This is a genomic window from Microbispora sp. CL1-1, assembly GCF_012034195.1.
Lineage (GTDB): Bacteria > Actinomycetota > Actinomycetes > Streptosporangiales > Streptosporangiaceae > Microbispora.
This window is the reverse complement of the sequence record NZ_JAATEK010000017.1, coordinates 1-23,544: the sequence shown is the minus strand read 5'-3', so window position 1 is coordinate 23,544 and position 23,544 is coordinate 1. Positions and strand designations below refer to the sequence as shown.

Sequence of the window (23,544 nt, the reverse complement as noted above, 5' to 3'; positions counted from 1 at the left end):
CCACGGCCGCCCACCACGACCGCCCTCCGACCGGACACTTCACCCTCCGACCGGACACTTCACCCTCCGACCGGACACTTCGCCGGCCGATGCTGTTCGCTGGCCGACCGGTTCGCGCCATTTAGCGCAAACATCCTTCTCTGCGGCCCCGGAAGCTCATAGCATGATCATGATCTGAACCGGCACGGCGAGGAACAGGACGGATCATGGCCGACAACGACCAGCACCCGGGCGACGACCCTGCCGGACGCGCCCAGGCGTTCGCCAGGATCGACACGAGCAAGCCGAGCATCGCCCGTGTCTACGACTTCTTCCTCGGCGGCAAGGACAACTACGCCATCGACCGGCAGGTGGGCGAGGCCACGCTGCGGATCGCCCCGGACGCCCCCGCGGCGGGCCGGTCGAACCGCGCCTTCCTCCGGCGCGTCGTACACCATCTGGCCGCCGAGGCGGGCATCCGGCAGTTCCTCGACATCGGCTCGGGCCTGCCCACGCAGGGCAACGTGCACGAAGTGGCCCAGAAGGTCGCCCCGGAGGCTCGCGTCGTCTACGTCGACAACGACCCCATCGTGCTCCTGCACGGCAGGGCGCTGCTCGCGACCAACGGGAGCACCACGGTCGTCGAGGCCGACATCCGCGACCCGGAGTCGATCCTGGGGCACCCCGGGGTCCGCGCGCTCATCGACTTCGACCAGCCGGTGGCCCTGCTGCTGTTCGCGATCCTGCATCACGTCAACGACCACGAGGACCCCCAGGGGATCGCCGCGCGCTTCCGCGAGGCCCTGCCCTCGGGCAGCTATCTGGCGCTGTCCCACTTCCACAACCCGGGGCCGAGCATGCCCGATGTGTCGGCGCAGGCGACCACGGCCGAAAAGCTGTTCAACGAGAACCTGGGCACTGGCCGGTGGCGCACCCGCGAGGAGATCTTGGCCTACTTCGGCGACCTGCCGCTCCTCGAACCCGGCCTGGTGCCGCTCCCGGAGTGGCGGCCGGACCCGGGTGAGGTCTTCGAGCCCGGCATCACCTATCACACGTTCGTCGGCGGCGTCGCGCACAAAGCCTGAAACGTACGGCCGGGAGCGCGTCGCCGCAGGCAGCGGGCCATTCGGCGACGGAACCGCTCTCGGCCGTACGGCGCGGCCGTACGGCGGCCGGGTTGACGCCGGTGAGCGGCGACGGTGATGCTCGGAGGTGGCTGCCCCTCTACATGGAAGGCGGCACCGACATGATGATCGTCAATGGGTCGCTCGAATCGGCCCAGAGCAAGAGAACTCTGCTCTATCTCGACGAGCAACTGGTCGTACGCTCCTCCGAAGACGGCGGCGTACGGCTGATCGGACAGATCGACCTCACCAACGGCGACGCGATGGCCGACGCCCTGCACCGGCAGTGGGCGAGCCCGGGCACGGGAACCGTGGACGTCGCCGAGCTCCAGTTCATCGACCTCTCCGGCCTGCGCGCCCTGGCCCTGCTGTCCGACTCTCCCGTGGGCCGGCCGATCCGGCTCGACAACGTCAAGCCGAGCCTGCGCAAGCTGCTCACCCTGCTCGACTGGCCCGCGTTCACCATCGGGTGACTCCGCGGCCCGGCGCGCCCCCTCGGCGCGCCGATCAGTTTCCCTCACTCCCACCTCATCCGGATTTTCCCCTCACGCCCGTATTCCCGCGTTTCTCGCATTCCCGCGTTTCTCGGGCTCCGGATGGAGGAAAAGTATCCGAGGACGGTCGCACACGACCGTTATGACCGCCGCCTGAGCCTTCGTATGGGTTCAGGCGGAATCCATTCGTGAGTTCCCCCCGACTCTCGCGAGGAGGGGGATGAGGTGTTTCCGGGCACTCCGGCAGCCCGCCACCGATGTCTGCGGCCGTCCGCCGACGTGGCACAGCCGCAGCCGCGCGCTCGCGCCGCGGTGACGAGGCGACCTGGCCCCCACCGGCTGGCCCTCCGGTGCGGCCGCCCGTTCCTTCCCGGACCCGGCGTCCGGGCTCCCATCTGCTGGAGAGCCGAATGTTCCTGAACCAGGCGCTCACGACGTCCCTGACCCTGTTGCGCGGCGTGCTGCCCGAGCCGTTCCGGGAGCTGCTTCCCTGCCCGCGCGACATGCACGTCTGCCCCGGCGGGGTGCGCATCGACCTGCGCGGGATCGGCCGGCCGGGCTCCGAGGACGCGGCGAGTCATCTGGAGGAGCGGCTCGAGGCCCTCCCCTGCGTCGAGCGGGCGGAGGTCAACGGCCGCATCTCCGCCGTCTTCGTCGCCTGCGACCCGGACCGGGTCGACCACGACAAGCTGCTGACCCTCGTCACGGAGCTGGACGAGCAGGAGGAGCACGCCCACGAGAGCCCCGTCCAGCTCGTCGAGGAGCACCTGCGGGCGACCGTACGGCTGACGGCCGGCATCGCCGGAATCGGGCTGATCTTCCTGGGAAGGGCCATCCGGGCCCCGCAGCTCCCAGTGGCCGTGCCCGCGTTGCTGCAACTGGTCAACGCCACGCCCGCGATCCGCGAACAGCTCGACCGCAGGCTGGGGCATGGTCCCACCGACGCCCTGTTCAACACCGCCAACCTCGTCACCCAGACCCTCACGCTCCGTCCCACCGCGCTGTTCGTGCAGGCCGTCGCCAACGTGGGCCGCTATGTCGAGACCAGAGCCAGCCGGCACGCGTGGGAGAGGCTGGAGGAGCGGCTCGCCACGCGTCCGGGCGCCTACCACCACATCAGGGCCGAGACCCGGCAGCGGCCGACCCACCTGCCGCACGGGCCGATCGAGCGCTACGCCGACGTGGTCGCCCCGATCAGCGCCGCCGCGTACGCGCTGACGCGGGCGCTCATGCGGGGCGAACGGGCCGTGTCGATCCTCGTCGCCGGCACTCCACGGGTCGCCGACCTCAGCCGCGACGCGTTCGCGGGCGCGATCACCCGCGCGCTCGGCAAGCACGACACGGTCGTCTTCGACGCCGACTGCCTGCGCAAGATGGACCGCGTCGACACCGTCATCCTGCACGCCGACGCGCTGACGACCGGCTCGTGGACGATCGACCGGGTCGAGCCGCTGCGTGAGGGGGAGGACACCGGCGAGCTGTACTCCCGGCTCTACTCGCTCATCGACTTCTCCGACCCCGGCCACACGGCGACCGTGGAGGACTGGTCGGTCCGTCCGCTGCCCGACCCCGATCTCCTGCTCTCGGACGCCGACCTCTGGCGGTCACGCGGACTGCGGGCGGTGGAGGTGTCGAGGGACGGCTCACGGGTCGCCGTCGCCGGTCTCGCCCCGGAGATCGACGCCCTGGCCGTGCCCGTCGTCAGCGCCGCCAAGGCGGCCGGCACGGTCATGCTCGCGGGCGGCGACGAGGGCCTCGCCCAGCGCCTCGGGATCGTCCGTACGCTGCCCGGAGGCCCCGAGCTCGCCGGGCACGTGCACGACCTGCAGGCGGCGGGCCACTGCGTGGCCGTCGTGTCGAAGAACGCCTGGCACGCGCTCGCCCAGGCCGACATCGGCGTCGGTGTGGTCGATCCTGCTGCCGAGGAACCCGGCCACGTGGTGCCGTGGGACGCCGACATCGCCGGCGAGCTGAACGGCGTCCACCTGTTCCTGCGCTGCCTGCCCCGGGCGCGCGGCAACAGCGCGAACGCCGTACGGCTCGGCGCGGCGGGCGCGTGCGTCGGCACCCTGCTGGCCGTCGCGGGCCCGGCCGCCACCGCCCTGCGCCGGGCGCAGCTCGCCAGCGCCGCCGTCTCGCTGGGCGCCATCGTGCTCGGCGAGTGGGACGGGCAGAACGCCGGCCGCGTCTCCACCCCGGCCCGCGCCGACAGCACACCATGGCACGCCATGTCGGCGCGTGAGGTGCTCGCGCGGCTCCGTTCCTCGTCGGAGGGCATCGGCGAGCAGGAGGCGGGCAGGCGCCGCGCGCAGGCCGTGCCCGAGGAGGCGGAGGGGCCGCACTCGCTGGCCCGGGCCACGCTGGAGGAGCTGGCCAACCCGCTCACGCCCGCCCTCGCGACCGGCGCGGGCATCTCGGCCCTCGTCGGCTCGGTGCTCGACGCCGTGCTGATCAGCGGGGTCATGGTCATCAACGCGTTCCTCGGCGGCGTGCAGCGGTTCAAGGCCGACCGGGCGCTGCTGAGCCTGACCGAGTCGACCGAGGTCCTCGTACGGCTGCGCCGCCCCGGCGGCGTCGTCGAGACGACGAAGGCCGACCTCGCGCCCGGCGACGTCATCGAGCTGCGGGCAGGGGACGCCGTGCCCGCGGACGCCCGCGTCATCAAGGCCGTCGGGCTGGAGGTGGACGAGTCGACGCTCACCGGCGAGTCGCAGCTCGTCACGAAGACGGCCGCGCCGACCGTGGCGGCGGCCGTCGCCGACCGCAGCTCGATGGTCTACCAGGGAACCTCGATCGCGGCGGGCAGCGGCCGGGCGGTGGTCGTCGCGACCGGCGACATGACCGAGTCGGGGCGCAGCGCCAGGCTCGCGGGCGAGCCGAGCCCGCCGACCGGCGTCGAGCTGCGCCTTCGGGACCTGAGCCGGCGCATCCTGCCGCTGTCGATCGCCTCGGGTGTGGTGCTGCTCCTCACCGACCTCCTGCGCGGACGGCCGCTGGCCGCGGCGCTCACGCCCGCCGTCAGCCTGACGGTCGCCGCCGTGCCCGAGGGGCTGCCGTTCGTCGCCACGGTGGCGGAGCTGGCCGCCGCACGGCGGCTGTCCAGGCGCGCCGCCCTGGTGCGCAACCCGTCCACCATCGAGGCCCTGGGCCGGGTCAACGTGCTGTGCTTCGACAAGACCGGCACGCTGACCGAGGGCCGCATCAGCCTGCGGCACCTGTCGAACGGGTGGTCGGGCCGTCCGCTGGAGGAGGCGGACGCGTGGCTGCGGCGCGTCCTCGCCGCGGCCGTCCGGGCCAGCCCCAAGTCCGGCGGGGGACGGGTGATCGCCCACCCGACCGACCGCGCGGTGCTCGAAGGCGCCCACCGGCTCGGCGTCACGCCGGCCGAAGGGTTCGAGAGCTGGGAGCGCGTGGACGAGCTGCCGTTCGAACCGGGCCGGGGCTACCACGCCGTGCTCGGCCGCACCGAGCATGGGCACCTGCTCAGTGTGAAGGGCGCGCCCGAGATCGTGCTCACCCACTGCACCACCGTGCACCGCGACACCGGGGCGGTGCCCTGCGACGAGACCGTGCGCGCGGAGCTGGTGCACGAGGTGGAGCGGCTGGCCCGGCAGGGCTACCGGGTGCTCGCCGTCGCGCAGCGGCCCGCCTCCGACCGGAGCGACCTCGACGAGTCGCGCATCGACGAGCTGTGCTTCCTCGGCTTCCTCGGCCTGGCCGACCCGGTCAGGTCCACGGCCGCGGAGAGCGTCGGGCGCCTCATGCGGGCCGGGGTGCGGATCGTCATGGTCACCGGCGACCACCCCAGCACCGCCGAGGCCATCGCGGTCGAGCTGAACGCGCTGAACGGCCGGCGCGTCATGACCGGTCCCGAGCTGGACGAGCTCGACGACGAGACGCTGACCAAGGTGCTGCCCCAGGTGGCGGTCTTCGCCCGCACCACCCCCGCGCACAAGGCCAGGATCGTCACGTGCCTGCGCCGGGCCGGTGAGGTCGTCGCCGTCACCGGTGACGGCGCCAACGACGCGCCCGCCATCCGTACGGCCGACGTCGGGATCGCCCTCGGCTCCCGCGCGACGCCCGCCGCGCGGTCCGCCGCCGACCTCGTCGTCACCGACGACCGCATCGAGACGATCGTGGACGCCATCGTCGAGGGCAGGGCGATGTGGACCTCGGTGCGCGACTCGCTGAGCATCCTCCTCGGCGGCAACATCGGCGAGATCGCGTTCACCGTGGGGTCCAACCTGCTGGCCGGCGGGAGCGCGCTCAACGCCCGGCAGCTCCTGCTGGTGAACCTGCTCACCGACATGGTGCCGGCCATGGCGGTCGCCGTACGGCCGCCCGCGTCGACCGATCCGGACGAGCTGCTGGCCGAGGGCCCCGAGGCGTCGCTGGGCGCGTCGCTGACCCGCGACATCTACCTGCGGGCGGCGGTCACGACGGCGGCGGCGACGGTCGCGTGGATCCTCGGACGCATGACGGGCACCCGCGGGCGCGCGAACACGATCGGCCTGGTCGCCCTCGTGTCCGCGCAGCTCCTGCAGACGCTCGCGGGGGGCGGCCGGGACAGGATCGTCGTGCTCGCGTCGCTGTCGTCGCTGGCCGTCCTGTGGTTCATCGTCACGGTGCCGGGGGTCAGCGCCGTCTTCGGCTGCCGGCCGCTCGGCCCGGTGGGCTGGGTCATCGGGCTGGGCAGCGCGACCGCTGCCACACTGGCCGGAATGCTCGTGCAGCGCCCGGTCAGGGAGGCGGCGACCCGCGCCGAGGCCGAACGCCGCAGGGCCGCCGCCCACCTGCCCGCACCGGCAGCGTGATCGGTCAGCACGTGATCGGTCAGCACGTGATCGGTCAGCACGTGATCGGTCAGCACGTGATCGGTCAGCGCGTGATCGGTCAGCGGCCGCGGTGTATGCCCTTGCCGCCGTGGCGGTGCTTCTTCTTCCCCCCACCGCGGACGGCCGTACGGTGCTGGGCCTTCTTCGGCTTGTGCGCACGCTGCTTGGTGTGGGCGCGCGGCTTGTTCGCCACGTGGAACGTCTTGAAGCCGAAGTCGGGCAGCGTGATCGGCTGGGAGGGATCATCCGAAATCGGGACGACGTACACGTCGTGCCGCACGCCGTCCTTGCCCTTCGTGTGATAGACGGCCTGCTTCGGCTCCATGGCCTGACTCGTGACGGGCCTCGTGACGGGCCTCGTGACCGGCATGGTGACGGGCCTCGTGACGGGCCTCGTGACGGGCAGCGCGGCGGGTGCGGTGCCGGCCATCCCCAGGCCGTCGGGGCCGGAGGGGCCGTACTCGCTGGTGTAGCGGGGGTCGTAGACCGCCGTGTCGAGCGGCGCCGAGATCGTGGTCGCGACCGGGATCGCGTCGTCCCCGGAAGCTCCCCCGGGCGGCGCTGGGTCCGCGAACGCGACCGGTCCGGCGATCAGGGTTGCGGCGAGGGCGGCGGCGGCCGAGCTGATGATCATGAGTCTCCCCCGAGGTGACGGATCGTACGAGAAAGACCGTAGGCAGCACGTCACCGCCGATCGCGCGCCCCGCGCTCAGTGTCGGGTCAAAGCTCAGAATCTCTTGACAGCCGGTCCCGGTGATCGACTCAGGGGAGCGGGCTCAGATGGACGACCTTGGTATGGGTCATCTCGTCGAGCAGCTCGGGGCCGTACCCGAACCCGTGCCCGCTGGCGCGCACCGGCTGGGCCGCGCCGCCGGGCGCTCCGCCGAAGACGGCGTTGATCTTCACCGTGCCCACCGGCAGCTCGCGCCAGGCCCGCTGGGCGTTGGCCATCGACGGGGTGAGGACGGTGGCCGCCAGGCCATACCGCGACTCACGGGCCAGCTCGAGCGCCTCGTCGAACGACGACACCACCCGCACCGCCGCGACCGGGCCGAACGTCTCCTCGCGTATGACGTCCATGTTCTCCGTGCAGTCGGCCAGGACGGTCGGCGGATAGAACGCCCCCGGCCCCTCGGGCACATATCCCCCGGTCAGCAGCCGCGCCCCCGCCTCGATCGCGCCGCGTACGTGCCGGTCGACGACGTCGCGCTGCGCCCGGTCGACGAGCGGGCCGAGCGTCGTCTCCTCGTTCATGCCAGGCCCCATGCGCAGCTCCTCGGCCCGCTGCACGAGCGCGGCGAGGAACTCCTCGGCGACGTCGCGGTGGACGTAGACCCGCTCGACGGAGGTGCAGATCTGCCCGGCGTTGGCGAAGCAGCCGGTCGCCGCCTGTCCCGCCGCCCACTTCACGTCCACGCCCGCGTCCACGATCAGCGGATCCTTGCCGCCGTTCTCCAGCAGGGTCCTCGCGCCGGTGCGCGCGGCGACGGCGGCGATGGCCCGGCCCGCGGCGGTCGAGCCGACGTGCGCGACGAGGTCGATACCCGGGTGCGCGGCCAGGGTCTCGCCCGGATGCCGGTCGCCCGGCACCATCGTCAGCACGCCCGGCGGCAGCTCCGCCGCCATCAGCTCCGCGAGCAGCGCCCCCGTGTGCGGTGTGCGCTCCGACGGCTTGTGCACCACCGCGTTGCCGGTCACCACGGCCGCTCCGACGAGCCCGCAGGCGATGGCCACCGGGTCGTTCCACGGTGTGATCACCGCGACCACGCCGAGCGGCTCGTGGACCATGAGATCGGTGGCGTCCCAGCCGCCCTGCAGGCTCCGTCCCCGGTGCAGCGGCCCCAGCTCGGCATACTGCCGGAGCGTGCCGATCGCCGCCGCCACACCGCCGCGGCTGTCGCCGATCGGCTTGCCCATCTCCCTGGTCACCAGCGCGGCCAGCTCGTCCGCGCGGGCCTCGATCCGGCCGGCCATCCGGTGCAGGCACGCCGCCCTGTCGGCGGGAGCCGTACGGGCCCATGCGGGCTGGGCGCGGCGAGCCGAGTGGACCGCCCGCTCCACGTCCTCGGCGCACCCGGCGGGGAAGTCGCCCACCGGCTCTCCGGTCGCCGGGTCGGCGACCGTACGGTCACGTTCGCTCGCGCTCGCCGTCCACGCGCCGTCGGTCAGCACCCAGCGGTCCCTGTCCCGCACCCCGGTTCTCCCCCCGCTGCTCGCTCCACCCGTGCTCGCCTACCCGTGCTCGCCTCTACCCGTGCTCGCCTACCCCCGGGTCCGTACGGTTATCACCAGGCTTCCTAGACTTCCCGTATGCGACGGCTGAGCAGCACGGTGGTCGTGGTGGTGGGTGACCGGGCGGCCGAGGTGATCGCGGGGCTCGACGGCCTGCACAACGTGCGGGCGATTCTGCGCGGGGAACGGACGCCCGCCGAGATGACCGACGTGGTGACGCGCGCGAGCGCGACGTACGTACTGCACGACGCCGATCCGCTGGCCGACGTCGGTGAGGCGTGGACCGGCTTCTTCGACGGTACGACGCCGGTGGGCGGCCTGGAGGTGGCCATCGAGGCGGCGGCCGGGGCGCTGCGTGCCGACCGGCTGGTGCTCCCCGACTACTACATCGTCCTCGACCCCGACAACCTCACGCCCACGTGGCGGCACTGGTGGCTCGGCGTGCTCGCCGGGGCCGCGCCGACCCGGGTGGTGCCGAGCCCCGCCTCGGCCGGCGCCGTCAAGGAGACGCTGCGCGGGCTGTCCGCGGGCCGCTGGTGGCCCGCCGACGTGGAAGGGTGGCTGCGCGGCCTGCCCCGCCAGGTGCCCGACCGAGTCGGCCTCCCCGGCACCACCACCTGAGCCGCACCACCTCATGAGCAGCGCAACCTCATGAGCAGCGCAACCTCATGAGCAGCGCAACCTCATGAGCCGCGCCACCTTATGGACACAGGGGCGACCCGTCACTGGACGCGGCACAGCCGACCTCAAAGCACGGTTAATCAGCCTCAGAGCACGGTGAAGTCGGGCCTCAGAGCGCGGTGAAGTCGGCGAAGTCGAAGCCGGGTGACACGACGCAGCTCACCAGCACGCCCTCGTCTCCCGCCGGGCGGGCCGCCTGCCAGGTGCCCGCCGGCACCACCGCCTGCGGGACCTGCCCGTTCTCCACGTCCGGCCCCAGGACGATCACGTCCTCCCGGCCGGGCCGCTCGCCCGCACCGCCGAGCACGAGCGTCAACGGCCCGCCCCGGTGCCATAACCACACCTCGTCGGACCGTACGGCGTGCCAGACCGACTCCTCGCCCGGCTCCAACAGGAAATAGATTCCCGTCGCCGTCGCCCGCGTGCCGCCGTACCCGGGAGGCTCGACGGAGGCGGCCGTCCGCCACGTCTCGCGATACCACCCGCCCTCGGGGTGCGGCAGCAGGCCGAGAGCCTCGGCGATCGGGGGACGCGTCTGGATCGCCACGAACGCGCCGGTGACGTCACGCCGCAGGAAGCGGAGGGGCGCGTCCCGGTCGTCCTCGTCCACCGCCACGACGGGATCCGTCCCGGAGAAGGCCTCGGCGGCGATCCGCAGCGCCTCCTCGTCGTCGCGGGCGGAGAGTCCGGGCCCGCCGGGACAGGCGTCCAGCGTCATCAGCAGCACGCGGCCGATCGTACGGCAGAGCGGCCCGGCAAATCCGACCGGGACCACCCATATCGGTGTTACTTGATCGTTACAGAATCGGCCGCACAAAACCACCGTTTCGCACGTTCCAACTCAGTGCAATTCGCTGTGAACACCCCCTATGAGGAGTAGACCGTGAATACCCTCCGGCGGGCGGCCCACGTAACACTCAGCGTTGCCGCCATCGCCGTCGCTACGGCCTGCTCGGCGGGAGGCACAACCGCTCCCGCCGCATCAGTCACTGGTGCGGCCGGTACGACCACTCAGGCCCCGGCCACTCAGGCCCAGGGCGTCGAGGCGGCGGCACTCGCCCCGCGCGCGGCGTCCAAGACGGCACGCAAGACAGGAAAGCCGAAGCTCGGCATCGCCGACATCACGCCCATGGGCGAGAAGGTCGAGCGGGTCGGCGTCGGTTTCCCGATCATCGTCACCTTCGACCGCGCCGTACGAAACAAGGCGGCCGCGGAAGCGGTGCTGCAGGTCCAGGCCCAAAAGCCCGTCGAGGGCGCATGGCGCTGGGTCTCCGACCGCAAGGTCATCTATCGCACCAAGACCTACTGGAAGCCGCACCAGAAGGTCCTGTTCACCGCCAGGCTGAGCCAGATCCCCGGCAACGAGGCCGCCAAGGACGTCTCGCGCCGCTTCGCCGTCGGCACCGCCAACATCTCGGTGGTCGACACCAAGAGGCACGTGATGAAGGTGCGCCGCGACGGGAAGCTCGCCAAGACCATCCCCATCAGCGCGGGCCGCGGCGGCCTTAAGCGCAACGGCGTCGACGTCTACCTCACGACCACCGGCGTGCACCTCGCGATGGGCAAGAAGCGGGTCGAAACGATGACCTCGTCCTGGCTCGGCGTCACCGACCCCAAGGACCCGCTCTACTACAAGCTGGAGATCCCCTGGGCGGTCCGGATCTCCGACAGCGGCGAGTACGTCCACCAGAGCGCGGGCGACTACCAGTTCCTGGGCAAGTCGAACCAGAGCCACGGCTGCGTGCGCGCCACCCCCGCTGGAGCCCAGTGGTTCTACGGCATCAGCCAGCGCGGTGACGTCATCACGGTCACCGGCACCAAGCGCAAGCTCGACTGGCGCAACGGCTGGAGCTACTGGCAGCTGAGCTGGAACCAGTGGAAGCGCGGCAGCGCACTGCCCGCCGGCTCGGCCTCGGCGTCAGCGTCCGCTTCGCCCTCCGCGTCCCCGACCCCCGACCAGGACGCCCCGCAGGGACAGGACGCCCTCCAGGGATAGGACGCCCTGCAGGGAAGGCCCACCACCCCGCAGGGCGCTTTCCCCAGCACCGCGCGGTGCGCCCTTCCGCGCTCCGCGCGGTGCCCATTCCCTTTGCCCCGCACGGGCGCTCCCTTCCGCGCTCCGGGCGGTGCCCCGTCCATGGTCCGGACTACCCCCCCGCGGTGCCCCTTCCCTTGCTCCGCGCGGCGCTCCCCGCCCTCGGTCCGTACTACCCCCGCGATGTCCTTTCGCTTGGCTCCGCGCGGCGCTCCCGCCCTCGGTCCGCACGACCTGGGCGGGGCGCCGCCTGCTTCCGGCACCAGGCGGCGCTCGGCTTCGCCGTCCACCCCACGGGGCTTCACAGTGCCGCCCAGCGGCTCAGATCTGCGGTCAAGGCGTCGTGACCCCGGACGCCATGCTGCGGTGCCACGCGAGGCCGTGTTTCACAGTGGCCCGCCAGGCTCGAGGGAGCGGAGCGGACGGGAGCGATGACCGAACTCCGGCGCGCGTGAAGCATTGCAGCACGCTGCGAAGCCCTGCGCCGCGCTGCGAAGCCCTGCGCCGCGCTGCGAAGCTTCGTGCACAGTGTGAGAACCGTCGGCGCACGGTGAGGCCCAGCGGCGCACTGTGAAGGACTGTGAGCCCAGTGGCCAGCGCACCGGCGACTCTTTCCTCACGCCTCCCGTCGATCCCCGTGTTGCCCCTCGACCCTCGGCTCGGGTGGTCACGCGCGCAGCCGGCGGGGCCTGTCCGCGCGCCGCCCGGATTTGCCCGTGCGTGCGCCCGGGCCTGCCCTGTGCGTTGTCCACTGTGCCTCCGACCTCACTCCGGCAGCCGCGCGGCCCTGCACTGTGCGTCGTCCGCGCTCGCGCCTCCCGCCTCCCGCCCGCAGCCGCTGGGCCTGTCCGCGTGTCGCCCGGGCTTGCCCTGCGCATCGCTCACCCCCGCGCCTTCGGCCTTACTCGTGTAGTCGTCGGGCTCGTCCGAGGCGGTGGTAGGTGAAGGCCCAGCGGTCTTCGCCGACGTTGCGGCGGGTGTAGCGGTCGGGGTGCTGGTAGCGGTCGCGGTTGTGGAACTGGCAGGCCGGGCCCAGCAGCTTCAGGTCCGTGAGCCCGCCGGTGCTCCAGTTGTCGGCGTGGTCGATCTGGCACATGGTCGCCGGGAGCGGGCAGCCGTCGACCCAGCACGTGGCATACCGGGCGAAGATGGCCCGCCGCTGGGCAGGAGTCGCCAGACGGACCTTGCGGCCCATGTCGAGCACCTGCCCGTCGGCGTTCATGACGATCCGCACCAGAGTCGAGGTCCGGGCGAGCCGGTGCACGCTGGAGACGGGCAGCACCTGCCCGGTCGCCAGCAACAACCCCGGCGGCACCATCCCCAGCGGCCCTCCCAGCGAGGCACCCAGTGCCGTCCCCAGCAGCGTGCCTGCCGACGCTCCCAACGCCGACCCCAAGAACGCCCCAGGCATCGCGTCCGCCGACGCACCCGGAGATCCCGGTGACGCACCTTGCGCCGCTCCCCGCGATGCCCCCTGTGCGGCTCCTTGCGATGCCTCCTGCGCCGTCTCCGGCGTCCCTCGCCCGGCTCCCGCTGCTGTTCCCGGAGTTCCCGCTGCCTGCGTCGCGCACGAGCACCGCGCGTCGCCACTGCACCGCCACGCGCCCTGGCTGCCGCACCGGCACGTGCCCTGGCCATGCCGGCAGTCCCCCGCAGTCCGAGGCCCACCGTGGGTGTGATGAGCGGAGACATCCTCGGGAGGAGGATCCGGCCACACCGCCTCCGAAGGCGCTGCCTCCGAGGGCGCTGCCTCCGAGGGCGCTGCCTGCGATGGCGCTGCCTGCGATGGCGGCGCATCCGAAGCCGTCGCACCCGAAGGGGCTGTGTCCGAAGGGGCTGTGTCCGAAGGGGCTGTGTCCGAAGGGGCAGCGTGCGAAGGGGCTGTGTGCGAATGCCCGCCACCGTGAGCAGGCCATGCTGACGCACCCCGCCGGGCGTGGGTTGCTCCGGACTGGGCCGCGCCGCGATCGCAGCCATCGCCCTCTGCAGGCGCGGTCGTGTCGCTCTCGGCAGAGCGGGTGCTCGCGGTGTCGTTGTCCTCGGCGCAGGCGGTGTTCGCGGTGCTGCGCGGCTCGCACTCCCCGGGCCGCCGCTCACCGGCCCCGCACTCACCGGCCCCGCACTCACCGGCCCCGCACTCACCGGCCCCGCACTCACCGGCCCCGCACTCACCGGCCCCGCACTCACCGGCCCCGCACTCACCGGCTCCCCAGCCACGAGGCTCCTCATCGCGAAGTCCGGTCGCGACGTCGCCGGAGCCAGCGGCAGGGTCGGTGGCGGGGACAGCCTCAGCAGTGTCGAGCTCGTCCGGGGTCTCGGGGCCGTCGGTGCCGCCCTCAGCACCCGGATCGCCCATCACGTCGGAGACGGCGTCGTCGGCCTGGCTGGGGTCGTCGGCGCTTCCGGTGGCGTCGGGGGCGTAGGCGTTGGTGTCGTCGGCGCTCTCGGCACTGGCATCTGTCCCGGCCTCGCCGGGAGCAGGGTCGCCCGTGTCGTCCTGGCCTTCCTCGAAGCCCCCGGCATCCCGCGCGTTTTCGGCGTGGTCGGTGGTGTCGTCGGCTTGGCTCGGCTCGTCAGTGCTTGCGGCGGTGTCGGGGGCGTAGTCGCTGGGGGTGCTGTCGTCGAGGTCTGCGAAGTGGTCGCTGACGTCGTCGGCGGCGGCCGGGGCAGCGGGGTCTTGGGTGGCCGGGTCGGTGTCTTGGGTGGCCGGGGCAGCGGGGTCTTGGGTGGCCGGGTCGGTGTCGTCGGTGGCCGGGTCGGCGGTGGGGTCGGTGGTGGGGTCGGTGGTTTCGGGGTCGGTGGGGAGGGATTCGGCGCTGACCACGACGAGGAGCTCGGCGGCGATCTTCTGCTCCAGCAGGGCGATCAGCGCGTCGGCCTGACGTACCGTCAGCGGGCGGTCATCCCCCTGTGCCCTCAGCTTGGCGTACGCCTGCAACAAGGCCATCAACCGGGCGCCGGCCTCACGCGGCAGGTAGAACTCTCCTTCCACGCCGCCGCCCTTGCCCGGGCGGACCCGCAGGAACCGCCGCCCGTAATCGGCCCGCTCGTCGCGTTCTTCCCCATCGGGGTCGAGCACCGCGCGTAGGTGGCGGCCGGCTTTGGCGACCTCCGCCGCCCCCGCTTTGCCGGCCAGGTCCACCAGGATCGGCTCCGCCAGCGCGGCTTGCTCGTCGGTTAGTCCGGCGACGGCGGCGCAGATGGCTTCCACCACCCCGGCCGCCAGCTCACCCGTGGCGAACTTCTCCCGCACCTTGGGGAGGCGGGGCAGTTCCGCGCCGAGGGTGAGCAGGCGGCCCGCGCCGCCCACCGTCATCCCCCCACTGGTGCGCAGCCAGCAGCGGGTGGAGGCATGCCCATGCTGCCTGGCCTGACCCGCACGATGCACCCGCCCCACCCGATCGGCCAGCGCGCAGGTGATCCGATCCCGGGCGAACAGCAACTCCTCCGCCTCGGCCAGGCACACATCCACGTCATCGGGAAGCGGGGTCAGCGCCAGCTCTTGGGCCACCTCACGAACCGACCCCACCACCACCCACGACGACCGCACACGACCACGACCGCGGCCACCCACACCGGAAGCACCCGCGTCAGCGGCATCACCACGGGCGCCATCCGCGCCAGAAGCATCCGCGCCAGAAGCATCCGCGTCAGCAGCGTCCGCGCCATCGGCAGCCCCACCATCGGCAGTCCCACGGGCGGCGTCCGCGCGAGCGCCGTCCGTGCCAGCGGCGTTCGCACCGATGGCAGCCCCACGCACGGCGTTCGTGTCGTCGCTGTCTGCGCTGTCGGTGTCGGTGCCTGGGACGTCCGTCCCTGGGGCGTCCGTGGTCTGGGTGCCGGGCGTGCCGGCGGGCTGCCGGGGGCCAAAGTTGATGATCGGGAAGGGCTCACGGGCGGACGAGCCGTCGGACGACCACAGCGGCGAATTGGCGATCAGACGGTCCCACCACTCACCGTCGGCATCGCTCGAACGACGAAGGCGCTCAGGATCGTCATCGAACAGATCCATGGCACCTCCATCGAGTGATTCGAAAACTTGTATTAATTCTCTCGCGTCCTTGGGGCTAGTTCAAGATCAACTAGCAATCTCTTGGAATCACAGGTCGGGGACAGCAACGGTCCTGACGTAGGTTTCGGCGGTCGGCGGTCGGCGGTCGGCAGGCAGACGGCCGGGCGCTCGGCGATCTCCCGACACGCGACGTCGGGGGCGCTGTGCGCGGAGGACGTCGCGGTCGGGCGGGAGCACTGTGCCGGGCAGTCGGGTCGCGGGTGGGTCGGGAGACGCGGGTTGCGGTGAAGTACGCCGCTGCGACGGGCCGGGACGCCTGGCCGGGCAGTCGGGTCGCGGGCGGGTGGGGAGACGCGGGTTGCGGTGAAATGCGCCACCGCGCCGGGCCGGGACGCCTGGCCGGGCAGTCGGGTCGCGGGCGGGTGGGGAGACGCGGGTTGCGGTGAAGTACGCCACCGCGCCGGGCCGGATCCACCCGGCGGGGGAGGGATGCCCCAGGTGATAGACGAAGACCGCGGTGACCGACAGCAGCAGCACGGCGATCGGCCATCGACGCCGGACGAGCAGGAGCGCACCGAGGACCAGCGCGAGGGGGACGACCCCGTCCCACGGGTTGCACACTCCCGTGGCGAGGGCGAGGGCGAGGGCGAGGGCGAGGGCGAGGGCGAGGGCGAGGGCGAGGGCGACGGCGACGAAGACGACCACGGTGAGTACGGCGAAGCCGAGGTCGGCGATCCAGCCGTTCGGGTGACCCGGGGCGGCCGGACGGGCGAAGGCGGGTGCGGGCGCTGCGGCTAACCCGGTGGGCGACCCAGTGGCACCCGGTGGGTGACCCGGTGGGTGGCCCAGTCGGAGACGCTGTGTGCGATGCGGCCATGCGGGGCCTTCCCTCCGAGGCTGGCTGACGCCTCGCAACGTCAGGCCGGGCCGTGCCCGCATCGCGTTGTCCGGCCACAGGCACCTCGGCCCTGCTCCGTCCGGCGTACGGCTACCGCGCCGGGAGTATCCGGCCGGAAACGAAGCGGGTGCCCCGCGACTCGCGTCGCGGGGCACCCCGGGTGGCCGCAAACCGGCCGGCCAGTGCGGCTCAGCGGTACGGTCAGCGGCAGGTGGCCGCCGTGTAGGCCGCGTCGTACGACGAGGTGACCTCCGTGCCGTCGATCGTGGCGGTGCCGGTCACGGTGACCGAGCCGCCGTCGATATGCCCGGCCCGGGTGTTGAAGGACTGGTAGGCCTTCTTGCCCGGGGCCACATCGCTCACCGTCTTGGCGCCGTACGGCGTGGTCAGCGTGACCGTCGCGGGCACGTCACCGTCGTTCACGGCGGTCACGGCGAGGTGCGCCGAGGTGCCGACGCAGCGGGACTCGGCCGTCACGGTCAGCTCGACCTTCGGCCCGTCCTTCGGGTCGCGGACGAGCGTGAAGTCGTCCACGTCGAAGTCGGCCCCGGTGAACACCAGGTAGAGCTTCGCCGTCCCGGAGGGGACGTTCGTGAGCGGCGTGGAGACGTCCTCGTACGACTCCCAGCCGCCGGTGTTGGGGACGGTGACGGTGCCGAGCACGGGGCCGGTCGGGGAACCGGTCCGGATCTCGAAGCCGCCGCTCGGGTTGGGCGAGGCCACCCGCGCCGTGAACCGGGTGACGCCGGTCAGGTCGATCCCGTCGTACGCCGCCCAGTCGCCGGGGTTGACATAGCCGAGCACGGTGCCGCCGTGCGCGGGGGCGTGCGGGTAGGTGTCCACGCCGTTCGCCTCGGTCCAGCTCTCGGCCTGGACGGTGACGTCGCCCGTCGCCGGGCCGAGCTCCTTGATGCGGATGTTCCGGAACGACACCTCGTCGCCGTCGCCGTGGTTCTGGATGCCCACGTAGCCCTGCTGGAGGGACCGCGCCGGATCGGTGTTGACGAAGTCGTTGATCTTCACGCCGTTCAGGAAGACTTGCAGGCGCTCGCCCTCCACGCGGATCTCGTAGGTGTTCCACTGGCCGGGCGGGTTGAGCGCGGCGTCCCTGGCCTTGAGGTCCGCCGACTGGAAGCCGTAGACCGACCCGGTGGTCTTCTCCGGCACGTCCGTGGCGTCGATCTGGATCTCGTAGCCGTTGTCGACGGCCGACCACGGGTCGTCCGAGGCGGGGAAGCCGACGAAGACGCCCGAGTTGTCGTCGCCGTTCATCTTCCAGTCGAGCTTGAGCGAGTAGGAGTGGAACTCCTTCGCCTTGTACCAGAACAGCCCCAGGCCGCCGTGCGAGGTCAGCGTGCCGTCGGTCTCGGTGAAGCCGCCCGGCCCGGCCTGCTCCCAGCCGGTGGTGCCGCCATCGTAGAGCGTGGTGTAGCCGGTCTCGGGACGGCAGTCGGCCTTGAGGTCGCCCATGGCGTACCGGATGCCGCCGAGCAGGTGCTGCCGGAACGCCGGCTCGGAGAAGGACGCCGCGGTGTGGCCGCCGCCCGTGTAGAACGACCGGCCGCCCTGATATTCCTTGCACCACGCGATCGGGTGGTCCTCGCCCATCTTCCCGCCGGAGTAGGACTTCTCGTCCAGCGTGGCCAGCACGTGGGCGGTGCTGCGGGCGTTGGTGCGGTAGTCGTACCACTCGTCGGTGCGGGTCCACGCCGTCCCGAGGTGGGCGGTCGCCGGGTGGGCCCGGTCCTCCACCTTCACGGTCGCCTGCTGTACGGCGGGGTGCGAGGCGAACCACGCCCCGACCAGGCCGCCGTAGAACGGCCAGTCATATTCGGTGTCGGCCGCCGCGTGGATGCCGGCGTAGCCGCCGCCCGCCTTGACGTACGACTCGAAGGCCGCCTGCTGGGCGTCGTTCAGCACGTCGCCCGTGGTGCTGAGGAACACCACGGCCTTGTACTTCGCCAGGTTCTGGGTGGTGAAGACGGCCGGGTCCTCGGTCGCGGTGACCCTGAAGCCCAGGTCCTTGATGGCCTGGATGCCGGCCGGGATGGAGTCGTGCCGGAAGCCGGCCGTACGGGAGAAGACCAGGACCTCGCCCTCGCCGCTGCCCGGGGCCGTCGAGGTCGTCCACTTCTGCGCGTTGCTGCCGTCACAGGTCTTGATGACCATCTGCCCGGTGTTCGAGCCGTCGAGGCACTTGCCCGACTGCGGGTTCTTGATGGTGCCGTCCGTCCCGATCGTCCAGATCTGCGCGGGGACGTTCGCGACGCAGTCCCAGATCTGCACCCGCGTGCCGTCGGCGGTGCCGCCGTTGGACACGTCGAGGCACTTGCCGAGCGAGCGGATCGTGGAGCCGTTGACGCTCCAGACCTGCGCGCCGGTGTCGTTGCACTGGTAGAGCTGCACCTTGGTGCCGTTGGCCGGGTCGGCGTTCGCGACGTCGAGGCACAGGCCGCCGGCGTTGACGATCGGTCCGGGGCTGCCGCCCGTGGGCGGTTCGGCCGTCAGCGTGAAGTCGTCCACGTCGAACAGCGCCCCGTCGTTGCCCTTGAAGTAGAGGTAGAGCTCGGTCGTCCCGGCCGGGGCGTTCGCGAGCGGCGCGGAGACGTCGGTGAACGTCTCCCAGCTTCCGGTGACGGGCACGCTCACCTTGCCCAGCAGGGTGCCGGTCGGCGAGCCCGCGCGGACCTCGATGGTGCCGCCCCTCCCGCCGGAGGAGACGCGGGCCGCGATCCCCTTGGCCGTGGTCAGCGTGTAGGGCTTGAAGGAGATCCAGTCGCCGTTGTCGATGTCGCCCACGGTCCTGCCGCCGTGCGCCGGCGCCTTGTTGATGGGGTTGACGCCCTGGGAGGCGGTGTAGTGCTCGGCCTGGCGGTGCCGCGGCTGCAGGATGTGCTGGGCGTGGGTGGTCAGCCCGCCCTTGTCGGTGTATTCGGCGTCGAACACGGCGAAGATGTTCGCCGCGTCGTCGTGCTCGCCGTCCACGGGGATGGTCAGCTCGCCCGAGCATCCGTTCTTGGAGCTGATCTGGTGGCCGTGGCTGTCGTGGCCGAGCACGTACGTCATCTTGACCTTGGCGCAGTCGACGTCGCCGTCCTCAGGGTCGGTGACCTTGATCGTGAACGGGACAGAGTCACCCCACTGGAACAGGCTGCCCTCGACGGGCGTCTCGATGGTCACCGTCGGCGCGGTGTTGCCCGCCGTGACGACCACGCTCGCGCTGCCGCTGTTGCCCGCGGGGTCGCGCACGGTCAGCGTCGCGGTGAACGTGCCGTCCTCGTCGTACGTCTTGACCGGGTTCGCCTCGGTGGAGCTGGTGCCGTCGCCGAAGTCCCAGGAGTAGGTGAGCGCGGCTCCCTCGGGGTCGGCGGAGCCGGCCGAGGAGAAGGTGACGGTGAGGGGCGTCTTGCCCGAGGTCTTGTCGGCCTTGGCCACGGCGATGGGGGAGCGGTCGCGGCCCTTGATGTACTCGAAGCGATACAGCGCCGAGTTGGCGTCGCCGTTGAAGTAGCCGGTGCCGTAGTCGAGCACGTACAGCGCGCCGTCCGGACCGAACGCCAGGTCCATGATCTGCGTGCCGGTCCACGGGAAGTCGGCGATGTCGCCGCGCGTCCCGTCGGCCTGCACGTCGATCGCCTTGATCCACCGGCGGCCGAACTCGCCCGCGAACAGGTGCCCGTCCAGGTCCTGCGGGAACTTGACCGCCGAGTCGAGCGCGGGGTCGTAGTGGTAGACCGGCCCGCCCATGGGCGACTCGGAGCCGCTGCCGAACTCGGGCGGCGAGCCGGCGTCGCCGCCGTACCTGATCCACGCGGGCTGGGCGGGCGGCAGCGTACGCTGCCCGGTGTTGCGCGGGGAGGCGTTGACCGGGCCGCCGGCGCAGTCGTACTTCGCCCCGGAGGGGCCGGAGGGGAACGTGAAGGCGTTGTAGGTCTCGGCCGGCGTGTTGGTGCCCGTGCAGTAGGGCCAGCCGTAGTTGCCGGCCCGGGTGACCCGGTTGAACTCGACCTGGCCGCTCGGCCCCCGGTTGGGGTCGCTGGTGCCGGCGTCGGGGCCGTAGTCGCCGACGTAGACGACGCCCGTGGCCTTGTCGACGCTCAGCCGGAACGGGTTGCGGAAGCCCATGGCGTAGATCTCGGGCCGCGTGCCGGGAGTGCCCGGCGGGAACAGGTTGCCCTCGGGGATGTCGTAGGTCCCGTCGGGCTTGACCTTGATGCGCAGGATCTTGCCGCGCAGGTCGTTGGTGTTGCCCGCGCTGCGCTGGGCGTCGTACGCGGGGTTGCGGTCGGGCCGCTCGTCGATCGGGGCGTAGCCGGACGAGTCGAAGGGGTTGCTGTCGTCGCCGGTCGAGAGATAGAGGTTGCCTTCGGCGTCGAAGTCCATGTCGCCGCCCACGTGGCAGCAGATGCCGCGGTCGGCGGGCACGTCGAGGATCTTGACCTCGCTGTCCTTGTCGAGCGTCCAGTCGGGCTTGACGGTGAACCTGGACAGCCGGTTCACGCCCTTCCAGGCGGAGAAGTCCGACGCGGTGGCCGGAGCGTCGCCGTCAGGCGTGTCGAGCCGGGGCGCGTAGTAGAGGTAGATGAACCGGTTTGTCGCGAAGCCCGGGTCGGCGGCGACTCCCTGGAGCCCCTCCTCGTCGTGGGTGTAGACGTTCAGCGTGCCGACCACGGTCGTGTCGCCGCGCGCGTCGGTGCGCCGCAGGACGCCTTCGCGCGCGGTGTGCAGCACCGACAGGTCGGGCAGCACGGTCATCGTCATCGGCTCGCCCATCTCGGCGACGCCCTTGGCCAGCTCCACGCGCTGGTAGTCGGCGGCCTCGATGGGCGCCGCGTGCGCCTGTGCGGGCGCGGCCGGGGTGAGCACGGTCACGCCCGTGAAGGCCAGGAGTAGGGCGCAGGTCTGCGCGATCCGTTTTCTGGCGCGATCGGTCGGCCGCCTGGGGGGCATGGCGGAGCTTCCTTTCCTTCGAGGGCCCGCGTGTTCGGCACGCGCGCGCTTCACAAACCCGCCGCTCTGGCGGTGATTCGCCCCGAAGGTAAGCTTCTTTTTGAGAGTTGTGAAGATAGTTCGCGCGAAACGACGTAACTTTTGCTAGTTTGTGACGAAAGTCGGCCGCGGGACCCGGACGCAGCCACTGGAGCCCGTCGGCGGCGAAGCCGTGGACAGGACGAGGGGACGGCCGTCCCCGATCTCGCGATAGGCGAGCTCCGCCCCGTCACGACCGGGGAACAGGCGTACGGGCGGGTCGGTCATGTCAGCGCCCCCTGCGGTTCTCAGGCGCCGGGCTCCTCGAAGCGGTCGAGGTAGGCGGCGTACCAGGCGCGCTCCTCCTCGACCAGCGCGTGCCGGTCGGAGTAGACGTGCTCGAAGATGGCGTCCACCGGCGGATCCGGCATGGAGATGACCCCGTCGCGCAGTTCGAGCGCCAGGCGGTCGCCCTCCTCGTCGACCTCGGCGAAGAACGCCTCGTCGGCCATGCCCTCCCGCAGCAGGTAGGCCCGCATGCGCGCGATCGGGTCCTTCCGCCGCCACTCCTCCACCTCCTCGGCCGGCCGATAACGGCCCGGGTCGTCGGAGGTGGTGTGCGGGCCCATCCGATAGGTGTGCGCCTCGATGAGGAACGGCCCGCCCCCGGAGCGTACGTGCCGCAGGGCGGCCCTCGTCACGGCGAGGCAGGCCAGCACGTCGTTGCCGTCCACTCGTACGCCGGGGAAGCCGTAGCCCCGCGCGCGCTGGTAGATCGGCGCCTTGCTCTGCCGGCCGACCGGGTGGGAGATGGCCCACTGGTTGTTCTGGCAGAAGAACACCACCGGCGCGTCGAACACGGCCGCGAAGTTGAACGCCTCGCTGACGTCCCCCTCGCTCGCCGCGCCGTCGCCGAAGTAGGCCACGACGGCCGAGTCGTCGCCGTCCCTGCGCACCCCCATGGCGTATCCCACGGCGTGCAGGGTCTGCGCGCCGAGGACGATCGTGTAGAGGTGGAAGCGGGTCTCCCGGGGGTTCCAGCCGCCGTTCGTCGTGCCGCGCAGCATGCCCATGAGGTCGAGAGGGGGGATGCCCCGGCACCAGGCGACGCCGTGCTCCCGATAGGAGGGGAACACGTGGTCGTCCGGGGCGAGCGCCCGGCCCGACCCGATCTGGGCGGCCTCCTGCCCCAGACAGGGGATCCACATTCCCAGCTCGCCGAGGCGCTGGAGAGCGAAGGCCTCCCGGTCGATCCGGCGTACGAGGGCCATGTCGCGGTACAGCCCCCGATACTGGCTTTTCGACAGGTCCAGGTCATACTCGGGGTGCGCGACACGCTCGCCTTCGGGCGTGAGCAGCTGGACCAGATCTTCGGCCTCGTCCTGGCGCCGCACGTCGTCTCCTCTCTGACAGCGGTGACCGCTGCGCGGCGCCTCCGACCCCTCCCCATCGACGGGTCCGTCCGCACCGTGCGCAGCCAATCATTGCGGTTGTCAGGTGCAAGGGTTCACACGACGTGCCCGCCATGCCGATGAGCTGCGGTTTTGTGTGACCACCTTGAGACGGGGGTCAGCCGGTCGCGCCTGCGGGGCGCAGGCCCGCGAAGACGATCGCGAGCGTACGGGCCCGCAGATCGGGCTCCCACGGCGTGTGCAGGGACGCCTGGCACACGCCGACGAGCAGGGCCATGATCTCCGGCACCCGTACGTCGGGCCGTACGGCACCGGCCTGCTGGGCCTTGCCGACGAGCACCTCGACGGCCTCGCGCAGCGCGAGCACGGGCTTGGCGACGGTGACCGGGATGCCGGCCTGGGCGAGCAGGTCGACGACGGTCTTCTGCTCCGCGGCCTGCTCGACCGTGCGGGTGAAGAAGGCGAAGAAGGCGGTGGCGGGATCGCCCTCGGCCGCGAGCGCCCGGGCCTCGTCGGCCAGCCTGACCGCGACCGCGTGCATGATCGCCTTGAGCAGGGACTCCTTGGTGGGGAAGTGCCGGAAGACGGTCCCGATGCCGACTCCGGCCTTCTGGGCGATCTCCTCGGTCGAGGCGGAGGGGCCCTTGGCGGCGAAGACGGTCTCCGCGGCCTCCAGGATGCGGGTACGGTTGCGCTGGGCGTCGGCGCGCAGTGTCCTGGCCGGCGTTCCGGAGGCGTCCTGCTCGGGAACGCGCTGGTCCTTCGGCATCCCTCGGCTCTCCCCACGCCTCGATTGACATCCGGATTCGCCGCTTCATAGCCTGTAACCGAAGTGGAGACTCCGATTGTAGGTCACGCCGCAGCGAGGAGTGCT

General features: G+C 71.9%; 14 protein-coding genes. 5 read left to right on the top strand and 9 right to left on the bottom strand.

All coding sequences use genetic code 11. The annotated features are described in order from the left end of the window. Window positions 1–206: 206 nt before the first annotated feature. The 3 genes from HCK04_RS20500 (at window position 207) to HCK04_RS20490 (ending at window position 6,411) form a co-directional block, all read left to right on the top strand. Window positions 207–1,064 carry an SAM-dependent methyltransferase gene (locus HCK04_RS20500; RefSeq protein WP_142648996.1) on the top strand — a complete coding sequence of 286 codons (858 nt, stop codon included), beginning with the start codon at window positions 207–209 and terminating at the stop codon, window positions 1,062–1,064. Between the two features lie 161 nt (window positions 1,065–1,225). Then, window positions 1,226–1,576, top strand: a complete 351-nt coding sequence (locus HCK04_RS20495; RefSeq protein ID WP_168066112.1) for an STAS domain-containing protein — start codon at window positions 1,226–1,228, stop codon at window positions 1,574–1,576. A gap of 431 nt (window positions 1,577–2,007) precedes the next feature. After that, the gene (locus tag HCK04_RS20490; protein ID WP_142648994.1) at window positions 2,008–6,411 is read left to right on the top strand and encodes a cation-translocating P-type ATPase; all 4,404 of its coding nucleotides are present in this window, start codon (window positions 2,008–2,010) and stop codon (window positions 6,409–6,411) included. A gap of 79 nt (window positions 6,412–6,490) precedes the next feature. Here the strand turns inward: HCK04_RS20490 and HCK04_RS20485 are convergent, their stop codons facing one another. After that, window positions 6,491–7,066, bottom strand: coding sequence for a hypothetical protein (locus HCK04_RS20485; RefSeq protein ID WP_168066110.1), 576 nt, complete (start codon window positions 7,064–7,066; stop codon window positions 6,491–6,493). A gap of 128 nt (window positions 7,067–7,194) precedes the next feature. Then, complete coding sequence (locus HCK04_RS20480; RefSeq protein WP_221889946.1) at window positions 7,195–8,625, bottom strand: aldehyde dehydrogenase family protein; 1,431 nt, start codon at window positions 8,623–8,625, stop codon at window positions 7,195–7,197. Between the two features lie 117 nt (window positions 8,626–8,742). Here HCK04_RS20480 and HCK04_RS20475 point away from each other — a divergent pair, with 117 nt between their 5' ends. Beyond that, window positions 8,743–9,285: a hypothetical protein gene (locus tag HCK04_RS20475; protein WP_142648992.1), complete on the top strand. Its 543-nt coding sequence runs from the start codon at window positions 8,743–8,745 to the stop codon at window positions 9,283–9,285. 169 nt (window positions 9,286–9,454) lie between these two features. Here the strand turns inward: HCK04_RS20475 and HCK04_RS20470 are convergent, their stop codons facing one another. Beyond that, window positions 9,455–10,063, bottom strand: coding sequence for a cupin domain-containing protein (locus tag HCK04_RS20470; RefSeq protein WP_142649085.1), 609 nt, complete (start codon window positions 10,061–10,063; stop codon window positions 9,455–9,457). Between the two features lie 165 nt (window positions 10,064–10,228). On the opposite strand from HCK04_RS20470, the gene HCK04_RS20465 reads away from it, so the two are divergent. Beyond that, the gene (locus HCK04_RS20465; protein ID WP_142648991.1) at window positions 10,229–11,341 is read left to right on the top strand and encodes a L,D-transpeptidase; all 1,113 of its coding nucleotides are present in this window, start codon (window positions 10,229–10,231) and stop codon (window positions 11,339–11,341) included. Window positions 11,342–12,281: 940 nt separating this feature from the next. Here the strand turns inward: HCK04_RS20465 and HCK04_RS20460 are convergent. The 6 genes from HCK04_RS20460 to HCK04_RS20435 form a co-directional block, all read right to left on the bottom strand. Beyond that, on the bottom strand, window positions 12,282–14,891 hold the full coding sequence (locus HCK04_RS20460; protein ID WP_168066108.1) for a DUF222 domain-containing protein: 2,610 nt from the start codon (window positions 14,889–14,891) through the stop codon (window positions 12,282–12,284). Beyond that, window positions 14,870–15,121 carry a hypothetical protein gene (locus HCK04_RS44270; RefSeq protein WP_168066106.1) on the bottom strand — a complete coding sequence of 84 codons (252 nt, stop codon included), beginning with the start codon at window positions 15,119–15,121 and terminating at the stop codon, window positions 14,870–14,872. The genes HCK04_RS20460 and HCK04_RS44270 overlap by 22 nt, the downstream gene beginning before the upstream one ends. A gap of 358 nt (window positions 15,122–15,479) precedes the next feature. Next, window positions 15,480–16,097, bottom strand: a complete 618-nt coding sequence (locus HCK04_RS20450; protein WP_168066104.1) for a hypothetical protein — start codon at window positions 16,095–16,097, stop codon at window positions 15,480–15,482. A 394-nt stretch (window positions 16,098–16,491) separates the two neighbouring features. Continuing rightward, a complete protein-coding gene (locus tag HCK04_RS42585) occupies window positions 16,492–21,240 on the bottom strand; it encodes a ThuA domain-containing protein (protein ID WP_142648988.1) in 4,749 nt (1,582 codons plus the stop codon). Window positions 21,241–21,566: 326 nt separating this feature from the next. Beyond that, window positions 21,567–22,652, bottom strand: a complete 1,086-nt coding sequence (pdhA, locus tag HCK04_RS20440) for a pyruvate dehydrogenase (acetyl-transferring) E1 component subunit alpha (protein ID WP_221889945.1) — start codon at window positions 22,650–22,652, stop codon at window positions 21,567–21,569. Between the two features lie 175 nt (window positions 22,653–22,827). Then, window positions 22,828–23,439: a TetR/AcrR family transcriptional regulator gene (locus HCK04_RS20435; protein ID WP_142648986.1), complete on the bottom strand. Its 612-nt coding sequence runs from the start codon at window positions 23,437–23,439 to the stop codon at window positions 22,828–22,830. Window positions 23,440–23,544: the final 105 nt, after the last annotated feature.